The following is a 20261-nucleotide window of genomic DNA, read 5'->3' on the forward strand; positions in this document are numbered from 1 at the left end:
GGTAATCGCCGCTTGACGCAGCTTGTTATAAACCAACTGTAAATCGTTAATTAGGTCACCAGCATTATCTGTCGCCGCTTTCATTGCAACCATACGTGAGGACTGCTCAGAGGCAATATTTTCCATTACCGCTTGATACACAATCGACTCAATATAGCGGCCAAGCAACTCATCAATCAATGTTTTGATATCAGGCTCGTAGATATAATCCCAGCTCAGTTCTGTTTGAATGCCGCTCTCTTCTTCACCAAACGCACTTTCTGGTAAAGGTACCAACTGATTGACAGTCGGCTTTTGGGTCATCGCATTAACAAACTTATTATAAACCACATAGATGCGGTCTATTTTACCGTTAGTATAATCGTCAAGCATCGCTTGAACCGGTGCGTTTATCTGCTCAAACGTTGGCTTATCACCATAATCGGTTACTGCCGAGGTCACTTTACCACCAAAGTTTTTGAAAAAACTCACACCTTTAGCGCCAATAACTGCAAACTCAGTTTGTACAGATTGATCTTGATACTGCTGGATACTCTTAGATAAAGCTTTGAATAAGTTAATATTCAAACCACCCGCCAGACCGCGATCAGAGGTAATGACAATATAGCCAACCTTATTGACTGGACGCGAGACCATATACGGATGTTTATAGTCTGATGAGGCATGCACCAAATGTGAAATAACCCGGCGCATACTATCAGCATACGGGCGACCCACTTCCATGCGCTCTTGGGCACGGCGCATTTTACTTGCCGCAACCATTTGCATAGCACGAGTAATTTTTTGGGTGCTTTTAATACTGGTGACTTTGGCACGTATCTCTTTTAAGCTTGCCATAATGATTCCAATATAAGAGGGTTAAAAAGCATTGGCGCATGCGACAATTATTTAGTATATAACATCAATCTAACAGATTAATGTTATATATTTTGTGCATGACACGATCTAATACCGTCAATGGTTAGAATAGTGGCGCTACTGTCTTAATAAAAAAATACAAGACAATGCGCCACTTTATTAGCCATCAAAGACAGCCTTAACCAATTCGGCTTAACCCGTTAAATTAATAACTATGATTTTGTTTAAAGGTCTCTAAAGATGACTTCAAACGACCTGCGATATCATCATTATAATTCGCAGTATCATCAATCTCACGCATCAATTCACTTTGCTCATCATGCATATAGCGTAAGTAAGCTTCTTCAAAAGAACCGATTTTTTCGACAGGAACGTCCGCTAAAAAGCCTTCATTCGATGCATAGATAACGGCTGCTTGCTCAGAGATTGACATTGGCTGATACTGCTTCTGCTTCATCAATTCAGTCACACGCTCACCATGATCAAGCTGTTCGCGAGTCGCGTCATCAAGATCTGATGCAAACTGAGCAAAGGCGGCCAATTCACGATACTGAGCTAGTGCAGTACGGATACCACCAGATAGCTTTTTGATGATCTTAGTCTGAGCTGCCCCGCCCACACGAGATACCGAGATACCAGCGTTAACTGCTGGACGGATACCTGAGTTGAATAGGCTTGATTCTAAGAAAATCTGACCATCGGTGATTGAAATCACGTTGGTTGGTACGAATGCAGATACGTCACCAGCTTGGGTTTCAATAATTGGCAGTGCGGTTAAAGAACCGGTTTTACCAACTACTTCACCATTGGTGAATTTTTCTACGTACGCCGCGTTTACGCGTGATGCACGCTCAAGTAAACGTGAATGTAAATAGAATACATCACCAGGATACGCTTCACGACCTGGCGGACGACGTAGCAATAGTGAAATTTGACGATAAGCAACGGCTTGTTTTGATAAGTCATCAAATACAATCAGTGCATCTTCACCGCGGTCACGGAAGTATTCGCCCATCGTACAACCTGAATACGGTGCGATATACTGTAGTGCGGCAGGCTCTGATGCTGATGCAACCACAACCGTGGTATATGCTAATGCACCAGTTTGCTCAAGCTTGCGTACGACGTTTGCAATGGTAGAACGTTTCTGACCGATTGCGACGTATACACACTTGATACCAGATGATTTCTGCGCGATGATCGCATCGATAGCCATCGCGGTTTTACCCGTCTGACGGTCACCAATGATAAGCTCACGCTGACCACGACCAATTGGAATCATAGTATCAACGGCTTTATAACCCGTCATTACTGGTTGATCTACTGACTGACGATCAATAACGCCTGGGGCGATTTTTTCGACTTTATCAGTCATTTTGGCATCGATAGGACCTTTGCCATCAATAGGATTTCCCAAGGCGTCAACAACACGACCTAGCAGCTCAGGACCTACTGGTACTTCAAGAATACGACCAGTACAATAGGCTTTTTGACCTTCTTGCAGCTTTAGGTAATCACCAAGTACTACCGCGCCGACAGAATCACGCTCTAAGTTAAGCGCCATTCCATAGATTTCGCCTTCAAACTCAATCATTTCGCCGTACATGGCATCTTCAAGACCATGAATCTGCACGATACCGTCAGATACTTTGACAATCGTGCCTTCATTTTTTGCAGTTGCACCCGCATCAAGGTCTTGAATACGCTGCTTAATCAGGTTACTGATTTCCGCTGGATTCAATTGTTGCATTGCCTTGTTTCCTTTAATTTATGATAACCCGCCCACTGACTTAAATGCTCTTACTTTCACGCAGATCATAGATGACTGCGCTGGTAAATGGCATTAGGCCGTTAGCTGTGTTTTTAACTGTTGTAACTTGCCGCGCATCGAATCATCAATGATTTTGTCACCGACTTTGATGGTAGCGCCTGCCAATAGACTTGGATCGACCGACTCATGAATCACCACACTAGCATTTAACGATGCAGCAAGGCGCGTTTGAAGCATTTCACGCTGAGCGTCAGTCAATGGATAGGCAGAGGTCACGTAAGCATCAAGCTGCTTTAAGCTTATTGCCTTGTGGCGGCGATAATGCTCATAAACTTCAGGAAGCAGCGCCAGACGCTCTTGCTGCGCCAACTGCTTAATAAAATTATTGAGCGCTGGTGACACTTTAGGATAGCTAATACTATTACCATAACGAGAGCCTTTGCTCTCGCCTAGTAGCTGTTTAAAAGCAGAGTCGCTATCACCAGCCACTTGTGAGTCATAAAGATCAACCAAAGCAGCTGACTTATGCTCAGCCGTAACGGCTGGATTTTCTAGCCATGTACGGAACGCTTTGTCATTGACAATTGCACTGGCGACAAACAAGAAATTTTCCCACTCGTTTACGGCCCCGTTTTCGTTGGCATAGTCAAACGCGGCTTTAGCGTAGGGTCGTGCTAAGGTTGATAAGTCAGCCATTATATCCTCACAGTTACAGCTTTGCCGCCAGTTGGTCTAACATACTGGCATGTTTTTGCACATCGACTTTGTCTTGCAAAATCTTTTCTGCACCAAGTACAGCCAGTTCAGCAACTTGGGCACGTAATGATTCACGCGCTTGATTGATTTCTTGGTCGATAGACGCTTGCGCTTGTTGACGAATGCGCTCGCCTTCCACTTGGGCCTGCATTTTTGCATCTTCGACAAGCTGGTTGGCACTCTTGTTCGCTTGCTCGATTAAAGCAGCAGCTTTGGTCTTTGCAAGATCAAGCTCCTGCTGGACGTCTTGCTCAGCGGTCGCCAGATCTGCTTTTGCTTTCTCTGCGGCATTCAGGCCTTCAGCAATTTTACGCTGACGCTCATTGATGGCACCAATAAGTGGTGGCCACACGAATTTCATGCAGAACATCACAAAGATTGCAAAAGCAATGGCTTGACCGATGAGGGTAGAATTGATATTCACGTGATCACCTCTTTGTTAATGAAAAATCAGTTTCATTGATCATATTTGATAGCCAAACTTTGGCTATGGTTAAGATACAAACTTTGACTACCAAACATTTACAACTGAGCTTTCTGATTAACCTGCTAGAGGGTTAGCGAACAACAATAGCATAGCAATACCAACACCGATCATCGGAATAGCATCAAGAAGACCTGCTACGATAAACATACGAGTTTGCAGCTGTGAACCAAGTTCTGGCTGACGCGCAACGCCTTCTAAGAATTTACCACCTAGAATAGCAAAACCAATACCTGTACCTAGTGCACCTAAACCGATAAGTAGTGCTACTGCGATAACTGTGTAACCACCTAATACTGGATCCATGGATGTATCCTCATTTACCTATTGAATGTCTAATTAATGTTCAGTTGATGATGCAAGTGACATATAAACTATCGTCAGCATCATAAATACGAACGCTTGAAGTGTAATAATTAAGATGTGGAAAATAGCCCACGGTACTGATAACGCCCATTGAATCCAAAACGGCATTAGAGCAATCAGTATGAAAATCAACTCACCAGCATACATGTTACCGAATAGACGCAGACCTAAAGAGATAGGTTTCGCTATCAAAGTAACAAACTCTAAGATAAAGTTGATGGGTATTAAAATAATTTGTACGATAGGGTTTTTGGCACTAAACGGATGCAGTGTTAGCTCGCCAACAAAGCCGCCCAAACCTTTTTCTTTGATACTATAGAACAGAATCAGTATAAAGACAGAAAAAGACATGCCAAGCGTAATATTAGGATCCGTCGTTGGAACGATCTTAAAGAACACATGATGTGGATCATGTCCCATCATTGCGCCGATTTGGCCAGCAATCATAGGAATAAAATCGACGGGTAGTAAATCCATCAAGTTCATTAAGAATATCCATACAAAGATAGTCAACGCCAAAGGCGCAATCAGCTTTGAGGTACCACTATACGAATCACGAACGTTGTTATCAACGAACTCAACGATCATCTCAACCGCGGCCTGAGTTTTGCCCGGCACGCCTGAAGTGACTTTTCTAGCGACCATCCAGAAGATGGCGCAGAAAACAATGCCTAGACCAATTGACCAAAGCATAGAATCAAGGTGGATGGCTTTAAAGCCCATTGCACTAGCTTCTTCAGCAGTATAGGCAACTTTCCAGCCTTCGCCCGGCAGATAACCGTACGTCCAGTTCGTTAAGTGGTGAGAGATATAGTCTGTTGTTGTTTGCTCGCCTGCCATAATGTCAGCTTCTTATTAATCAACGATTTAATCAACTACCAAAAATATGGTTGTCATCTGATGAGGTTTTAACGATCCTATTTGACCTGCTAGCAAGCCGATGAACCATGCTAAAGCACTCATGTAATCAATAACATCCAACCCATAGTTCTATTACTAGTGCGCAATTTGATAACGTAAGATAAATTTTAGCTATCAAAAAAGGGCTTATGATGATTCAGTAATAGCCCTTGTATATGTACGCGAAATTATTATATCTGTGTTTACTTACTGCCGCGTTTCCACGATCGACGCTTAATACAGCGTTTATAAGCAAAATATTTAGCTGCCTATATTAATGCAGCGTTGTATTCGTGTAAAGTCAATTATGACTTTTTTATGCACTGTATGAATAAGTTAGCTACTATTAACGTTTACTAACATAGCTTTGCGTGATTAATTAAATTGTAAGAATTTAATTAGAGGCAATACTGATAGCTAATAATTGGCTATCGACTCCATCATCACACGCTATACTCATTTAAACGCTCATATCACAGTCTTTATGATCATTGGCGCTGTCTTTAGACAGTTTTGTATGTTTTGACTTTCTTATGAAATCAGTCATAGAGAAGCTGGACGGCAGGGTGACTTGCCTAGCACTATTAAGCACTCAACTATTGATATAGTCATCGTCTATTAATGCTAGCGTATATGCCACAACATCCAACTGTGACTAATTTGCATTACCATAAAACCGATAAACAGCGCAGGTGCAGATAGGGGTTGTACGGTAATAAAAATTAGTGCGAAACCAAACACAGTCAATAGCCATTTGGCCATTTGACCTCGATATAGCTGGCTAACAATATGTTGGCGCGCGCGATATCCAGTGTACCAAAAGATAAAAAAAGCAAATACAGCTTGGGTTGCAAAACTGAGTAGCGCACCAATAGCGGCGCTTTTTGCGACAGTAAGCTCACTATGTAGCCAACTGGTATCTAAAGCCCAAGCAATAATAATAAGGATAAATAATATCCACGCTTGGCGTTTGATATAGATGCCAATTTTATCTTTTTGTGTGCGTTTGGCAGGCTTGGTCATCGGTAATGCAATCCTATAGCCTTACAGCATTGGGATAAGGTGGCAATATAACATCGTCGCGACACTTTTATCCGTGAACGGCTCACTCTACAGGTGTTACCTTTTAACCAAAATAAAACGCCACTTATTATAAGGGGCATACCACCGTTAAGCAAGAAAAATATACCTTTTATCAGTGACCTAGCTGAATCACTCATAGACATCACAGTTACTGACCAATGGATAACACCCAAAGTATGACTACATAATGGCTGCTAAAGCGTTGCAAGCCACTATGGTTAATCAGTTATTCTACGATATACATTGATAGATTTGCTGTGCCATCGTCTGCCAACCACTCACAAAGTCTTTACTATTGCTCATATCTTCAGGTTGCACAGTGGTTTTTACAGGCTGTAACTTAGCGAGTAGACCTTTGGCTGGTTGACTTGGGCTAACCAGACACATTTGCTTGGCTGGACGCTTCTCATTTAGCCAGCGTATTTGGCTTGCTCGTGGTGCCAAATGGTGGTCAGTGCTTAAACTGCCAGCAAGCTTTAGGTTTGTGCTGGATTCGATGTATTGATAAGCATCATGATAAGCCCAATAAGGCTGGGTTTGCTGCTTGCCTTTAGCTTGTTTTACGAAAGATGCCACTCCCCTATCCATTCGCTGAGCAAATTTTTGCGCATTGGCGTGATAAAGTGCTTTATATTGCGGATTGGCATGGCTATGAATCACGGCAAGGGCACGAGTCATGGCTTTGGCATTTTCAGGATCTAACCATATATGTGGATCCAAGGTGCCAGCAATAGGCTTGCCTTGAACGTCACGTAGCGGATGACGATTAAAGGCATTAAATTCAAATAAGGCAATCGCATTGGGTGCGGTATTAAGGCTTGCCGCCAAGTTATTTTCTAATGGCTCACCAAACCACACGACAAATTTACTGTCCTGAATGGCTTTAATATCGCCTGGGCTGATACTGCCATGATGACCTACCTCCCCTGCTTGCAATAACTGCTTGGCAGGCGGTGAACCTTCAGTCACTGCTTGACTCAATAAAAACAATGGATAATTACTCACGCTGACTGTTGCCGCTTGTGCACTCACAGTAAAGACGCCTAATGCAACTATGCCCGTAATGAGCCATCGCTGTAGTATAATGGTTGAGCTTAAAAAATATTTGAAAACTGAGTTCATAATAGATTCTTTAATGTATGAAAGATAAAATATAAGTGGAAACATTTAGACGTTATCGCCGTTGTATCTGAGTGATCATCAAGGTATCAATAAATAAGCCAAGATCATTTATCTGCTCTTATTTTTAGTATGTTATACTATAACATAGTAAATTACTATAATAACAGTGCCATTTTTTTTGTAGGAGCTTGCACCATGTCCACCAGTTTATCAGTCTGCGAACATTTACATGATGTGCAGGACTTTACGCCGCATGACGTGACCGAGCGCCTAATGGCAGCAAAAGAACAATGTCGCCTGAATGGTGCACGCTTTACCCCATTGCGCCAGCAAATATATCAATTGGTATTGGCAGCCAATAAGCCTATCGGTGCATATGATTTGATCACGCAATTGCAGCAAATGCGCTTATCAGAGCCTAATAACAATGATGACAGCAGCGAAGCGCTTAACTCGCAACAGCACCCAATGAAAGCAGCATCTAAAGAAATTAGCTCTAAAAAACAAGCGCCAAAAAATGTCGCGCCACCTACAGTCTATCGCAGTCTGGAGTTTCTATTGAGTGAAGGCTTGATACATCAATTGACCTCTATCAATGCTTATGTGCCCTGCTGTCACCCACGCGCGCAGCATACCGCAGCATTTTTAATCTGTGGTCAATGTCAGCGTGTACAAGAATGTAGCAGTGTGCCCGTACAGGAAATGATGAGTTTTGCTGAGCAAGACGTTGGCTTTATTGTGGAACGCAGTGTGATTGAGCTGAGTGGTCGTTGCCAAGCGTGCCAGTAACACACCCTAACCACTGAAGCGTAAGTCTTTGTCATCCGTTTTTTATTTGTATTACTTATTCACTTATTGGTTGTCATACTATGAGCCTGTCTACCTCACCGTCTAATCAACCGAACTTTTCCGCTGTTGATGGCAACACCATTAACACTGCGAGTAAACTGCTGAGCCTAAGCGATGTCAGCTACGACATTGGGCATCAACGCTTACTCTCACATATTGATATTGACATTGCGGTTAATGAAACAGTCAGTCTTATTGGACCTAATGGCGCTGGTAAGTCAACGTTGGTTAAACTTATCTTGGGATTGATTGAGCCAACTAAAGGGCACATTAACTCTCATCAAAAGTTACAGCTTGGCTATGTGCCACAGCGCTTTGCTGTACCGCCGATATTGCCATTACGAGTCTGCGATTTATTGGCACAAGCGGATAAAAGGCGTTTAACGTCTGAGCAGCGTCAATTTATCTTTGATAACTTGTCATTGACGCACTTACTATCGCGACAAATGCTGCACCTGTCGGGTGGTGAGACACAAAGAGTCTTGCTCGCGCGCGCATTGTTAGACAAACCCAACTTATTGATTTTAGATGAGCCGATGCAAGGACTGGACCCTGATACTGAAGTTTGGCTCTATCAGTTTATTGATGAGCTGCCAGAGTTTTTGCGTTGTGCCATGCTGGTGGTATCGCATGATCTGCATTGGGTCATGAAAGGCAGTCGACGCGTGATTTGTCTTAATAAGCATATTTGCTGTGAGGGACAACCAAGCGAGCTTGCCATTAGTAGTGAGTTTCAAAAGCTATTTGGGCATCATTATGAGCAGCCTTATGTGCATCAACCACATGCCTGTGAGCATCACGCCCCAAGCGAATTATAATCATTAAGGCGCGTTGAACATTCACAAATATAAAATATATCGAAGCTTGATACATCAAACACATATCGAGCGTTGAGCTTTATAAAAACTTTTACGGATATTTATTATGACTGCTTGGTTAGCCATCATTGCCCCCGCTTGGATCGCTGGCAGTATTTTAGCGTTACTATCAGCGCCTTTAGGTTGCTTAGTCTTGTGGCGACGCATGGCCTTTTTTGCTGATGCTTTAGCACATGGTACCTTGCTTGGCGTGGCTTTAGCAGTATGGTGGCAATTACCTATGGGCATTGGCATTGCCTTGGTCAGCGTCATGGTAGTGCTAGGGCTGGTATTAATCGATGATGAGCGCCTGCCTGTCGATGCGGTTTTGGCGGTCGTGGCGGTGTCATTATTATGCTTAGGCTTATTGGCTTTGACCCAGTTGACTGACCAACAAGCAAACGTACTGGGGTTTTTGTTTGGTAATTTGCTAGAGCTTGATTGGGCAGACTTGCCCTTACTTGCCGGTAGCGTGTTGGTAGGGCTCGGTCTACTTATGTATATATGGCCTGCACAAATTAAGCTTGCCACTCATGAAGCACTGGCGCGTATTCAAGGTGTTAATCCGACACGCCAGCGGCTGTTTTTTATGGGCGTATTGGCGGGATTTTGTGCGATTGCCCTGCAAGCGGTTGGTAGTTTACTAATCAGCGGTTTATTGGTATTACCAGCATTAACGGCACGTTTATGGTCATCATCGCCAAAACAAATGGTCGTTATATCGCTACTGATCGCACAGCTTGGCGTGACGCTAGGCGTTTGGGGAAGCATCTGGCTAGATATTCAGACAGGACTTGCTATCGTATTAATATTAGCCATTTTATTTTTTATCGCGCTGATTTTCTCAAAGCTCAGCACTGAAAAAATTTGGTCAGCGCGCCGTTAGACACATTATGGTTCACATAAAGCCGCTGGTTTTTTTATCCTCTTATCCAACTTTATTTCATCAATATGATAGAGCTTTCATTGACTTTATGTTATAAACTTGCCCTAATATCATCGACATACTAGCGGCGTCAAGCCAAAAAACATATTGGTCAGACCAAAATTCATTAGTCTACTCGATGCAGGACATCCATTTATCTATCATTCGTTTTAACAGCATCACTTGTTTCGATTCGATGGGGGACTGACCCAATGCTAAGCTATCCTGTTAATAACATTAGCACACCAGATGAACAGGTAAACATACTACAAATCACAGATTTGCATTTATCAACGCCTGTTTCTTCTAGTGTTGATGGCGATACTAACAATAGCGAAGCCTCTGCCTGTCAGCAGTGCTTTGAAACAGTACTACAGCAAGCATTGAGTAGCGACATTCGCTGCGATTTGATTATCGTGACTGGCGACTTAGTCAATGAAGTCAAACCCGCTATTTATGATCATATTTTTGAGGTATTGCAAGCGACCCATATTCCTTTTGCTTGTATCGCAGGCAATCATGATGTGACGGATGAAATAGGCAGTGACTTACCATTCTTTGAGCGCGAACTGATTGCTCAACCTGCTGACCCGCGTTTGCTAAGCCGGCATGTCATTGAGACTGATCGTTGGCAGCTGTTGTTATTAGACTCATCCATCACGGGCAAAGTCGCGGGCGAGATAACGCCTACCGATATTGACTGGGTATGCGAGAGACTCGATGCTTGTGATAAGCCTGCGCTGATTGCTCTACATCATCACGTCATTCCCGTAGACTCTGACTGGATTGACACACATATGGCAGAGAATAGTGAGGCCTTTTGGCAGCATCTGTTAGGATTTGACCATCTCAAGGTCATTATCAGTGGTCATACGCACCAAGAGCAGGTCCGCCATCGTCAAGGAGTCACAGTCTATAGTACGCCATCTACTTGCTACCAGTTCAAGCCTTATGAGAATGATTTCTCCTATGATAAAAGCGTCCCGCCCGGTTACCGTTGGTTGCAATTAGCCAACAATGGAAAGGTTGCAAGCTGGGTAGAAAGACTGGATACTTGACGCCCAGATTTATTGACACCAATATTGATGTGAGCCCTTATACCTCAAGCTATTGACTGATATTTCTGAGTTCAGAATACAATGACTGGCACGGTAAAAGCGACATGATGATGAAAAATGACTTCATTATTGTCAGAAACAATGATACAACGTATAAAACGAAATGAGGACTGCCTAGTATCTGGTATTAGGTAGAATTATAATAGCTAGGATGGCTAAATCGATCACAGCTAAGTCTTCACAGTCAGTGATTTGTCGCATTATTAAGACAACGCTATTTAAATAAAAATATGCATAACCATATACCCGACCATTGATAGATTGCTTTAAGCATATCAAGATAACTGTACTATTAGATCCGCTGTGTTACTTGTGTTACCAAGTGGTAAAACGTTTTATAAAGGGACAAATTATAGCGTTTATGACATTGATAGCGTCTTGTCTTTTGATACGTCGTTTTATTGAATTAATTTGAAAAAAGTAGGATACCCATATGAGCACCCTGACCACGAATCCGAGTGAAGCTAAGTTTACTCCTTATGTGCCTGCCAAAGACGAAGAGTACATGTCTGATGCGCAGTTAGAGCACTTTAAGGCTATATTATTGGATTGGAAGAGCCAACTGATTGGCGAAGCGGATCGCACCAAGACTTATATCCAAGACGAGTCCAGTGCTATGCCAGATATCAATGATCGCGCCACCCAAGAAGAAGAGTTTGCCCTCGCATTGCGTACGCGTGACCGTGAACGTAAGCTCATTCGCAAAATCGATAAATCTATGTCAGAAATTGAAAATGATGATTATGGATTTTGTGAAACTTGCGGCGTAGAGATTGGTCTGCGTCGTCTCGAAGCGCGCCCAACGGCTACCCAGTGTATCGATTGTAAAACCCTGTCTGAGATTAAAGAACGCCAAAATCAAGGCGCTTAAGCGAATTACGATTCATCTCAATAGTAGAATGTAAGCATAAGCGACCATAACATGGTCGCTTATTGCGTTTTAGCTGGCTGGTTTTTAGTCAATAAATCATGGCTGATACAGAGCTTTAAGCTTGCTCATATTGATTTGCTAACAAAACAGACTCATTTCACAAATATCTTTTTACGGATATATTTATTATTCTATCTTCTACCTTTTTTACCGATAATTTCCTACTTTGAAAACTAACCTTATTCCTATGCCCACTCCAATCATACCAGTACAGCCGATTGGTCGTTTTGCTCCCTCACCGACTGGTGAACTGCATCTTGGCTCATTGACGACTGCGCTTGCCAGCTTTTGCCATATAAAATCCATTGGTGGTAAATGGCTACTGCGTATTGAAGACACTGATACCGAACGCTGTGATCAGCAATTTACTGAGCAAATTTTGATTGATTTGGAAGCGCTTGGATTGTACTGGGACGGTGATATCATTTATCAATCTGAGCGTATTGATATTTATAATGATTATCTACACTCAGCCCTGCATCCGCTCACTTATGGCTGTCAGTGCTCGCGTAAAGACTTGGAGCAATACTGGGCGCAAGAAGAGCTGAGCCCAGCTTATGATGCTAACCCATTGCAACCAAACAGGAAACGTTATCCACGCTGCTGTGTCAGCGCTGACCTTGATAGAGAGCAACATAAGCTACGCATACAGCTACCGAATTATAAGATTGGTTTTAACGACGGTATTCAAGGATTGCAGTGGGATAATCCTCAGCAGACATTGGGTGATATGGTGGTGCGTCGCCAAGATGGTATGATCAATTATATTTTGGCTGCCAGCCTTGATGATGGACTGCAACAGGTGACACATATTATGCGCGGTCTAGATATCCTACCCATGACGACAGCGCAAATCAGCATCATGGATGCCGCACGCTTACCTGCCATCGATCACTGGTATCACTTGCCACTGATATGTCATGGTGATGGACAAAAACTCTCCAAGCAAAACCTAGCACAACCCATTGATACACGGGATCCAAGTAAACTTATCGCCGATGCTTTACAACTATTACAGCAACCAGCCGTCGATAGAGACACACCTACTCGTATGTTAAAGCAAGCCATTGCTCAATGGGACAGTACGTCGTTACAAGGCAAGCAACAGTTAAATATGCACAGTGGATAAGAATCAGCTAGCAAAAAGCGCCACTATTTAGCGACGCTTCTTTGGATAATGCCAGTCATGATGCATCGAGCCTATAACTAATGCTCAACCTATCAATAATAACGGCATTGGCTTTTTTCGATTTCAGGGCTTTCTTTATAAATTTTTAGCAATAATGCAACCATTACCAAACTAATCAACATTGATGAGCCGCCATAACTGAAGAATGGCATGGTCAATCCTTTGGTTGGAATCGCGCCCATATTCATCGCCGCATTGATAATTGTCTGCGCTATGAACACCACACCGATACCAAAGGCGGTATAACTCATACGCATCTGCCGACGTTTGAGCGCGTTATAACTGATACGCATCGCGCTACCGATAATCAACGCTTCGAGTACCAATACCATGGTAACCCCAACAAAGCCTAACTCTTCACCTGTAATGGCTAATAGAAAATCAGTATGTGCCTCAGGCAAATGCGACAGTTTTTGTACGCTCTCACCATAACCAACACCTGTAAACTGTCCACGACCAAAGGCAATCAAACTGCGTGCCAACTGATAATCCGTGTCTTGCACATCATCAAACGGATCCATAAATGACATCACACGTACCAATCGGTACTGCGCTGTCGTCACCATCAAGACCGCACCACCAATGGCTGCCGCGCCCAGTGCTAAAAAGTGCTTGTAAGGCGCACCAGCGATATAGAAAATCGCAAAGATGGTACCTAAAATAACGACAAAAGAACCAAAATCTGGCTGTGACAATAGCAGCATGGTGATGAGTGCCACCACCAACATAATCCGCAAAAAACCGTCTAAGCCGTTACGAACTTCAAAAGAGCGACGCACCACAAAATCAGAGACAAAGACAATCATCACCAACTTGGCCAACTCTGCCACCTGAAAATTAAATACCCCTAGGTTCAGCCAACGCTTGGAGCCGTTAATAGGCGTACTAAACAAGGTTGCCACTAGCAGCATGCCAGTGATACCCAATAAGATAAATTGGGTTTCAGTCTTATATAGTGTTCGCAAAGACACGCTGTAATAAGAAACCGTAGCGACCGTCAAACCGATCATCATATACAGCAGCTGGTTTTTGAAAAAGTGCAGCTCTGTCATGCCGCGACTGAGCGCAAAAGGAATAGAAGCAGAAGCCACCATCAATAAACTGAGCACCAACATACAGCCAACACTCGATAGGAGAATGGCGCGTGCTGACGGCATAGAAAGAATACCATCTGAGCCAGATGCTTGCTTCGGTTGGGACGAGGAACGAAAAATAGAAGAGAGCGCCATAATTTTATATACACTAACGAACGAAAAAACACGGCGTCTATTAAACGCCACCGTTTAAAAAATAGAAAATAGACAGTACCAGACAGATTACTAAGCAAATAAGCTGACCATTCATGTTGCTGACTGGCTATGATTGACAGTAGCAGCAATCTATAAGCAAAACAATCATTTATACAGAAAATGCGCGCGCGTCGTAAAAGTCAATTCAGGGCAATCCTATTGCATTGCCCTTATTCTTTATTAAATACATGAGTTCTTTATTAAATACATGAGTTCTTTATTAAATACATGAGTTCTTTATTAAATGCTGAGATTCGCTAAGCACTTATCATGCAAAGGCTTAAATCACCAAACCTTTTATTCCGCAGTCATCATATCTGACGACTCAGTTGCTAATTGACCAACCAACTGACTGAAATGCTCACCGCGAGCTGCGTAGCCACTATATTGATCAAAGCTGGCACAAGCAGGTGACAATAGCACCGCTTGCACTTGCGATAGGCTGCTTGTCGTGACTTGTTGAATGGTTGTAAAGGCATTTTCTAAAGTTTGGCATTGATGTAACGCCACATCGGCGCTTATCTTAGCCGCGCGCAGATGCTGTTCAATCAGCGGCGCATCTTCACCAATAAACAGTACTTGGCTAACATACTGATTGATAAACGGCGTCAATTCACCAAACTGTTGACCTTTACCTTGTCCACCCAAAATCAATAGTAGTTTACCGTCCTTTGGCGCGTAGACTGCGCCCAGCCCTTCGATAGCTGCCATCGTTGAGCCGATATTGGTGCCTTTTGAATCATTGAAATAATCAATGTCTGCAGCATTTGCCACATACTGGCAACGATGCTCAAGTCCAGTAAACTGCTGTAAGGTATTTAACATACTGCCCAATGGCAAACCAGCAAGTTCGCCTAATGCCAAGGCTGCCTGTGCATTGAGCAGATTATGACGACCTTTAATCAACAGTTTATCTGCCGACAGTAGTTTTTCTGTACCGTGGGCAAGATAAATCTGGCCTTCAGGAGTAGTAATAAGACCATATTGACCTTTATCAGGAGCATGTATACCGGTACTCACTCTTGGCAAATTATCAGCCACTAGCGGACGCGTCAAGGCGTCTTCGCGATTGATAACCACGGACTTAGCACCCTGAAAGATACGATGCTTGGCTTGATGGTAGCCCAGCATATCGCCGTGGCGATCTAGATGGTCAGGTGACATATTTAGAACGGTTGCCACTTGCGCGCCCAAATTGGTCACTGTCTCTAACTGAAAGCTCGACAGCTCAAGCACCGCCAGTTCCATATCAGTATTATCAAGCAAGGTCAGCGCTGGCACGCCAATATTACCGCCGACACCGACATTGACACCAGCATCCGCGGCCATTTGCCCGACCAAGGTGGTCACGGTGCTCTTAGCATTAGAACCAGTAATCGCCACTATCGGTACGGTACAAGCCTCACAAAATAGCTGAATGTCACTAACCACGGGAATATTCGCTTGACGGGCAGCGGCGACAGCTTCGGTAGCAAGTGAGATACCGGGACTTATAATAATACGTGCCGCTTGCTGCAAGAGCTCTGCGTCAATCTCACCAAATTGGCGAATACTAATCTCAGCGGGTAGTTGATCTGCTAAGCTAGGTGTCACCTGAGCATCAGTAACAGCAACCTGATAGCCTTGATTGGCCAAATAGCGCGCAACTGATAATCCAGATTGTCCCAAACCGACCACGACTTGTAGACCACTGCCTTTGTGAAGTAAGGCATCTGTTGCAGGGTTGGTGGTCATATTTATTCCTTCTGTTGGACGAGCAAAATGGCATCAAACAAAACTAGTATATAAAGAAGCAAAATGATGCCATCAAGATGAGACGCATCATAACGGTATCGTTCAGATTTCGGTACTGGTTTTTTATGACGATGTGCTATTATGCGCCTGTTTTTATATTAAGTGGCTAATGCTATAATAGTTGCCTTAATCTGTAAGTGACTGGGTATTTACCCAAGCATTTTAGTTTAGCATGTTGTCACAGTTAGCACGCTATTGTCACTTCTGTTTGGCAAAGTTACTACTATAGACTGGTCATGTCGAGCGGCTATTTTTATTTGATAGATTATTTATTACCCTCTACCGCAGCATATCATTGCTGACGCTATTCGTTATTGTAGGTGCTCTTATAAATGCCCTGCTTTAAGCACCTTATTTTAACTATTTTTTTAGGTAGTCTCACTGAATTTATCATCGTATCAATTATTGGTGAGCGTATTAGCGATACCAGTAAGTAATTCAGTAGACCTACTTATTACTGACCTTTAATAACTCAATACCGCAATATGACACAGCACATGTTGCCGTAAAAGAAAGACGAATAGCTACTTTTATAGCGATGCGATCATTTTATGAATGAGTAATGATTACTTTTTTTGCCTCTAACCCTATGCAGTTTACTTATGACATCTTTTATTGATAACTTACGTGACGAGTGGTTTTCCAATGTTCGCGGCGACGTTTTATCTGGTTTGGTCGTTGCCTTAGCGCTGATTCCTGAAGCCATTGCCTTTTCTATTATCGCGGGTGTTGATCCAAAAGTCGGCTTGTATGCCTCATTTTGTATCGCGGTCGTGATCAGTTTCGTCGGTGGTCGTCCAGGCATGATTTCGGCAGCAACTGGGGCGATGGCATTGGTGATGGTTGACTTAGTCGCCGAGCATGGTTTGCAGTATTTGCTAGCTGCCACCTTATTGTGCGGTGGGATTCAGATTATAATGGGTATTCTAAAGCTCGGTAATTTGATGCGCTTTGTGTCGCGTTCGGTAGTCATTGGCTTCGTCAATGCGCTCGCGATATTGATCTTTGCTGCCCAGCTGCCTGAGCTTAACCCAATGACTGAGCGCGTTGGCATGACGGTTTATATCATGACAGCGGCGGGTTTAGCGATTATCTACTTGTTTCCGCTGATTCCTAAAATCGGTCGCGTGATTCCGTCACCGCTGATCTGTATCGTTGGTTTGACTGCTGTCGCGATGTACATGAATCTCGATATTCGTAATGTCGGCAGTATGGGCGATTTGCCTGATTCATTACCAATGTTCTTATTACCTGACATTCCCTTGAACCTAAATACTTTACTGATCATCGCGCCGTACTCTATCGCACTTGCCATCGTTGGTTTATTAGAATCGATGATGACAGCGACTATCGTCGATGATTTGACAGATACGCCAAGCGATAAAAACCGCGAGTGTCGCGGTCAAGGGATTGCCAACGTCGTATCAGGTTTCTTCGGTGGCATGGCAGGCTGTGCCATGATTGGTCAATCTATGATCAACGTCAAATCTGGCGGACGTACGCGTCTGTCTACTTTGATGGCAGGTATCGTACTGCTCATTATGGTAGTGTTTTTAAGTGAATGGGTCAGTCAAATTCCCATGGCGGCACTGGTCGCTGTGATGATTATGGTCTCCATTGGTACTTTTAACTGGCAGTCTATTCGCGAATTTAAAACGCATCCGATGTCATTTAATATTGTCATGCTAGCGACTGTTTTGACCACAGTATTTACGCACAACCTAGCTTATGGCGTGGGCGTGGGCGTGCTGCTATCAGCGCTGGCGTTTGCCAATAAAATTGGTCAATTCTTAACGGTATTTAGTGAGTATGATGAGAGTACTAATACCCGTTATTATTATGTACAAGGACAAGTATTCTTTGCTTCTACGACCCAGTTCTTAAACAGCTTCGATACCAAAGAAGCTTTAGATAGTATTCAAATTGATGTCAGCCAAGCGCATTTTTGGGATGTCAGTGCCGTAGACACCTTGGACAAACTGGTCATGCGCTTGCAACGTGAGGGCATTGATGTCAAAGTGGTGGGACTCAATAATGCGAGCCGAACACTGATTGATCGCTTCTCTATCCACGATCGCCGAGATATTGGCTTATTGGATTAAACAAAGCCACGTCTATTTATTGAGTTAATATTGATTAACCGCTCATAAATAGACAGTTGAATAAACAGCTGCATTGGTACAAAGGGTTGGGCATAAGCATTATTGCCCCATCCTTGAGCCAAGCAGCTGTCTTTTTATTCTGTCTTTTTAATATTGGAATAATGTGGTGGTCTTATGAGTAATTTAAAACCAGATAGTGTGATTGCCTGCTTGGACTGCCCAGACCACGTGCAAGCAGTGTTAGAAGCCAGCATGTGGGCCGCGACTCGTCTACAAGCACCTGTTGGACTGTTGCATTCTGTACCGAGCTTGCAACAAAAAGCGGCTGTGAATTATTCAGGGTGCCTGAATATCGATGATGAAAACATGCTGCTTGAGCAATTCACCACCAAGGAGCACTTGAGTAATTGTGAGCTAAAAGCCCAAGGCAAGCTTTTACTTCATCAAGCCACCACCTATTGCGAACAGCAGCGACAAAAACTAAAAACCTATACCCTGCATCGCCATGAACACCTCAATGAAAGTATCGATTACGTCGATGACAAAGCACAATTGATCGTTATAGGTCACAATGTCACCTGCAAATCGACATTGAGCCAGTTAATTAGAGTCAGTCACTGCCCCATTTTGGTGACTCATGCACCATTTTTGCCCCCTACGACCGCGTTGTTTGCTTTTGACAACAGTCCAACATCTCATAAATTGCTCAATTGGCTCTGCAAAACCTCACTGGTTCGCGCATTAACCGTTCATATCGTGATGGTCGGTAAAGAAAATTCTGAAAATTGCGATGCGCTACGCGAAGCTTATGCGCGGCTCAAACAAGCAGGCATCAAGTCTAAAAAAGCATTGCTGGACTGCCGCGATGTCACTTCGGCTTTGAATTATTATCAAAATGAAAATGATATCGGTATGCTGATGACCGGTGCTTTTGGCCAATCTCGTCTGCGTGAACTTCTAAAAGGTAGCGACACAAAAAAGCTGCTCGGTAGCACCAAAACCCCCTACCTACTCTTCCCAAAGGTATAGGCTCTAGCCGATCTACGCAGCCACCCCTCTCTCTTTGAGCGCAGAGCCTATACATCCATGTTAAGCTCTGCCGCGTGCCGTATCACACAATTTTCCCTACTTTCTCCTCAAGTGATTCGTTTCATATACCAAACTAGGTTAGCAAATCATCACAGGAAATAGATGGATGGTCTCCCCAAGCACCTAAAAAGTTGGTTATAATAAAGTTTTCGTCAGTTCAACGCTAAAGGTTAATTCGCATTCTCTATGCTCATAACGATGGTTTATACCATTGCAGCATAACCAGTATTTTTTGCCATAACTATGGCTGTTTTTGAACAAACAAATCCAATCTTACCTATCCCCCTTGAGTAAATTGGCACAGTTCTTGAATGACTAATAGTAAGCATGGCAGCGATACGATGCACCACAATGCTTCGATCAACCTGCGGCATCACACAAATAAGGAATATTTTATGAAGCTAATCACTGCGATCTTAAAACCGTTTAAGCTCGATGATGTACGTGAAGCGCTTTCTGACATCGGTGTTAAAGGTGTCACTGTTACTGAAGTCAAAGGTTTCGGTCGCCAAAAAGGTCACACAGAACTCTATCGCGGCGCAGAATACGTGGTGGACTTCTTACCTAAAGTAAAAGTCGAAGTGGCTGTTATTGATGAGATGGTCGAACCTGCTATCGAAGCCATCACTCGCATCGCTAGCACGGGCAAGATTGGTGACGGCAAAATCTTTGTCACTGCACTCGAGCAAGTTATTCGTATTCGTACGGGCGAGACAGGCCCTGACGCTATCTAACGCGCAAGGCCATATAGACACAGATTTATAGATCATACCGATAG

19 protein-coding genes are annotated in these 20261 nt (G+C 43.4%); 9 read left to right on the forward strand and 10 right to left on the reverse strand.

All coding sequences use genetic code 11. From position 1 onward, the window contains the following. The 8 genes from atpG to JMW64_RS12700 form a co-directional block, all read right to left on the reverse strand. Window positions 1-837 (reverse strand): F0F1 ATP synthase subunit gamma (atpG, locus tag JMW64_RS12665; RefSeq protein WP_201555159.1); only part of this gene is annotated, 837 nt, incomplete at its 3' end. Between the two features lie 226 nt (window positions 838-1063). Further along, window positions 1064-2608 (reverse strand): F0F1 ATP synthase subunit alpha, encoded by a 1545-nt coding sequence (gene atpA, locus JMW64_RS12670; RefSeq protein WP_055125356.1) that lies wholly within the window; start codon window positions 2606-2608, stop codon window positions 1064-1066. A gap of 93 nt (window positions 2609-2701) precedes the next feature. Then, complete coding sequence (locus JMW64_RS12675; protein WP_045445877.1) at window positions 2702-3325, reverse strand: F0F1 ATP synthase subunit delta; 624 nt, start codon at window positions 3323-3325, stop codon at window positions 2702-2704. A 13-nt stretch (window positions 3326-3338) separates the two neighbouring features. Next, entirely contained in the window at window positions 3339-3809 is a 471-nt protein-coding gene (locus JMW64_RS12680; RefSeq protein ID WP_045452424.1) for a F0F1 ATP synthase subunit B, read from the reverse strand. 117 nt (window positions 3810-3926) lie between these two features. Further along, on the reverse strand, window positions 3927-4175 hold the full coding sequence (atpE, locus tag JMW64_RS12685) for a F0F1 ATP synthase subunit C (RefSeq protein ID WP_010197960.1): 249 nt from the start codon (window positions 4173-4175) through the stop codon (window positions 3927-3929). 33 nt (window positions 4176-4208) lie between these two features. Then, window positions 4209-5075, reverse strand: coding sequence for a F0F1 ATP synthase subunit A (atpB, locus tag JMW64_RS12690; protein ID WP_055125357.1), 867 nt, complete (start codon window positions 5073-5075; stop codon window positions 4209-4211). Between the two features lie 684 nt (window positions 5076-5759). Continuing rightward, entirely contained in the window at window positions 5760-6158 is a 399-nt protein-coding gene (locus JMW64_RS12695) for an ATP synthase subunit I (protein WP_045452420.1), read from the reverse strand. A gap of 291 nt (window positions 6159-6449) precedes the next feature. Next, complete coding sequence (locus JMW64_RS12700; RefSeq protein ID WP_227694289.1) at window positions 6450-7340, reverse strand: metal ABC transporter solute-binding protein, Zn/Mn family; 891 nt, start codon at window positions 7338-7340, stop codon at window positions 6450-6452. A gap of 195 nt (window positions 7341-7535) precedes the next feature. Between JMW64_RS12700 and JMW64_RS12705 the strand changes: the two genes are divergently transcribed. The 6 genes from JMW64_RS12705 to gluQRS all read left to right on the forward strand — a co-directional run bounded on the left by JMW64_RS12705 (window position 7536) and on the right by gluQRS (window position 13149). Beyond that, window positions 7536-8129 (forward strand): Fur family transcriptional regulator, encoded by a 594-nt coding sequence (locus tag JMW64_RS12705; RefSeq protein ID WP_201555163.1) that lies wholly within the window; start codon window positions 7536-7538, stop codon window positions 8127-8129. A gap of 80 nt (window positions 8130-8209) precedes the next feature. Further along, a complete protein-coding gene (locus JMW64_RS12710) occupies window positions 8210-9007 on the forward strand; it encodes a metal ABC transporter ATP-binding protein (protein ID WP_201555165.1) in 798 nt (265 codons plus the stop codon). A gap of 106 nt (window positions 9008-9113) precedes the next feature. Then, window positions 9114-9932, forward strand: a complete 819-nt coding sequence (locus JMW64_RS12715) for a metal ABC transporter permease (protein ID WP_201555166.1) — start codon at window positions 9114-9116, stop codon at window positions 9930-9932. Window positions 9933-10183: 251 nt separating this feature from the next. Then, window positions 10184-11029 carry a metallophosphoesterase gene (locus tag JMW64_RS12720; protein WP_201555167.1) on the forward strand — a complete coding sequence of 282 codons (846 nt, stop codon included), beginning with the start codon at window positions 10184-10186 and terminating at the stop codon, window positions 11027-11029. 493 nt (window positions 11030-11522) lie between these two features. Next, window positions 11523-11960 carry an RNA polymerase-binding protein DksA gene (gene dksA / locus JMW64_RS12725; protein WP_045445865.1) on the forward strand — a complete coding sequence of 146 codons (438 nt, stop codon included), beginning with the start codon at window positions 11523-11525 and terminating at the stop codon, window positions 11958-11960. 247 nt (window positions 11961-12207) lie between these two features. Then, complete coding sequence (gene gluQRS, locus JMW64_RS12730; RefSeq protein ID WP_201555168.1) at window positions 12208-13149, forward strand: tRNA glutamyl-Q(34) synthetase GluQRS; 942 nt, start codon at window positions 12208-12210, stop codon at window positions 13147-13149. Between the two features lie 92 nt (window positions 13150-13241). Here gluQRS and ftsW read toward each other — a convergent pair whose 3' ends face one another. Together ftsW and murD are read right to left on the reverse strand one after the other, a co-directional pair. Continuing rightward, window positions 13242-14438 (reverse strand): putative lipid II flippase FtsW, encoded by a 1197-nt coding sequence (gene ftsW / locus JMW64_RS12735; RefSeq protein WP_227694291.1) that lies wholly within the window; start codon window positions 14436-14438, stop codon window positions 13242-13244. 357 nt (window positions 14439-14795) lie between these two features. Further along, on the reverse strand, window positions 14796-16232 hold the full coding sequence (gene murD, locus JMW64_RS12740) for a UDP-N-acetylmuramoyl-L-alanine--D-glutamate ligase (protein WP_201555169.1): 1437 nt from the start codon (window positions 16230-16232) through the stop codon (window positions 14796-14798). A 662-nt stretch (window positions 16233-16894) separates the two neighbouring features. On the opposite strand from murD, the gene JMW64_RS12745 reads away from it, so the two are divergent. The 3 genes from JMW64_RS12745 to JMW64_RS12755 all read left to right on the forward strand — a co-directional run bounded on the left by JMW64_RS12745 (window position 16895) and on the right by JMW64_RS12755 (window position 20217). Next, entirely contained in the window at window positions 16895-18394 is a 1500-nt protein-coding gene (locus JMW64_RS12745) for a SulP family inorganic anion transporter (protein ID WP_045445854.1), read from the forward strand. A 174-nt stretch (window positions 18395-18568) separates the two neighbouring features. Next, complete coding sequence (locus tag JMW64_RS12750) at window positions 18569-19423, forward strand: universal stress protein (RefSeq protein ID WP_045445851.1); 855 nt, start codon at window positions 18569-18571, stop codon at window positions 19421-19423. 455 nt (window positions 19424-19878) lie between these two features. Next, window positions 19879-20217, forward strand: coding sequence for a P-II family nitrogen regulator (locus tag JMW64_RS12755; protein ID WP_010197981.1), 339 nt, complete (start codon window positions 19879-19881; stop codon window positions 20215-20217). Window positions 20218-20261: the final 44 nt, after the last annotated feature.

This window comes from Psychrobacter immobilis, from assembly GCF_904846065.1.
Lineage (GTDB): Bacteria > Pseudomonadota > Gammaproteobacteria > Pseudomonadales > Moraxellaceae > Psychrobacter > Psychrobacter immobilis_H.

Coding starts and splice junctions, on each gene's coding strand:
- atpA (WP_055125356.1), bottom strand. CDS start 2,608: ATGCAACAATTGAATCCAGCGGAAATCAGTAACCTGATTAAGCAGCGT.
- JMW64_RS12675 (WP_045445877.1), bottom strand. CDS start 3,325: ATGGCTGACTTATCAACCTTAGCACGACCCTACGCTAAAGCCGCGTTT.
- atpE (WP_010197960.1), bottom strand. CDS start 4,175: ATGGATCCAGTATTAGGTGGTTACACAGTTATCGCAGTAGCACTACTT.
- atpB (WP_055125357.1), bottom strand. CDS start 5,075: ATGGCAGGCGAGCAAACAACAACAGACTATATCTCTCACCACTTAACG.
- JMW64_RS12695 (WP_045452420.1), bottom strand. CDS start 6,158: ATGACCAAGCCTGCCAAACGCACACAAAAAGATAAAATTGGCATCTAT.
- JMW64_RS12700 (WP_227694289.1), bottom strand. CDS start 7,340: ATGAACTCAGTTTTCAAATATTTTTTAAGCTCAACCATTATACTACAG.
- JMW64_RS12705 (WP_201555163.1), top strand. CDS start 7,536: ATGTCCACCAGTTTATCAGTCTGCGAACATTTACATGATGTGCAGGAC.
- JMW64_RS12710 (WP_201555165.1), top strand. CDS start 8,210: ATGAGCCTGTCTACCTCACCGTCTAATCAACCGAACTTTTCCGCTGTT.
- JMW64_RS12715 (WP_201555166.1), top strand. CDS start 9,114: ATGACTGCTTGGTTAGCCATCATTGCCCCCGCTTGGATCGCTGGCAGT.
- JMW64_RS12720 (WP_201555167.1), top strand. CDS start 10,184: ATGCTAAGCTATCCTGTTAATAACATTAGCACACCAGATGAACAGGTA.
- dksA (WP_045445865.1), top strand. CDS start 11,523: ATGAGCACCCTGACCACGAATCCGAGTGAAGCTAAGTTTACTCCTTAT.
- gluQRS (WP_201555168.1), top strand. CDS start 12,208: ATGCCCACTCCAATCATACCAGTACAGCCGATTGGTCGTTTTGCTCCC.
- ftsW (WP_227694291.1), bottom strand. CDS start 14,438: ATGGCGCTCTCTTCTATTTTTCGTTCCTCGTCCCAACCGAAGCAAGCA.
- murD (WP_201555169.1), bottom strand. CDS start 16,232: ATGACCACCAACCCTGCAACAGATGCCTTACTTCACAAAGGCAGTGGT.
- JMW64_RS12745 (WP_045445854.1), top strand. CDS start 16,895: ATGACATCTTTTATTGATAACTTACGTGACGAGTGGTTTTCCAATGTT.
- JMW64_RS12750 (WP_045445851.1), top strand. CDS start 18,569: ATGAGTAATTTAAAACCAGATAGTGTGATTGCCTGCTTGGACTGCCCA.
- JMW64_RS12755 (WP_010197981.1), top strand. CDS start 19,879: ATGAAGCTAATCACTGCGATCTTAAAACCGTTTAAGCTCGATGATGTA.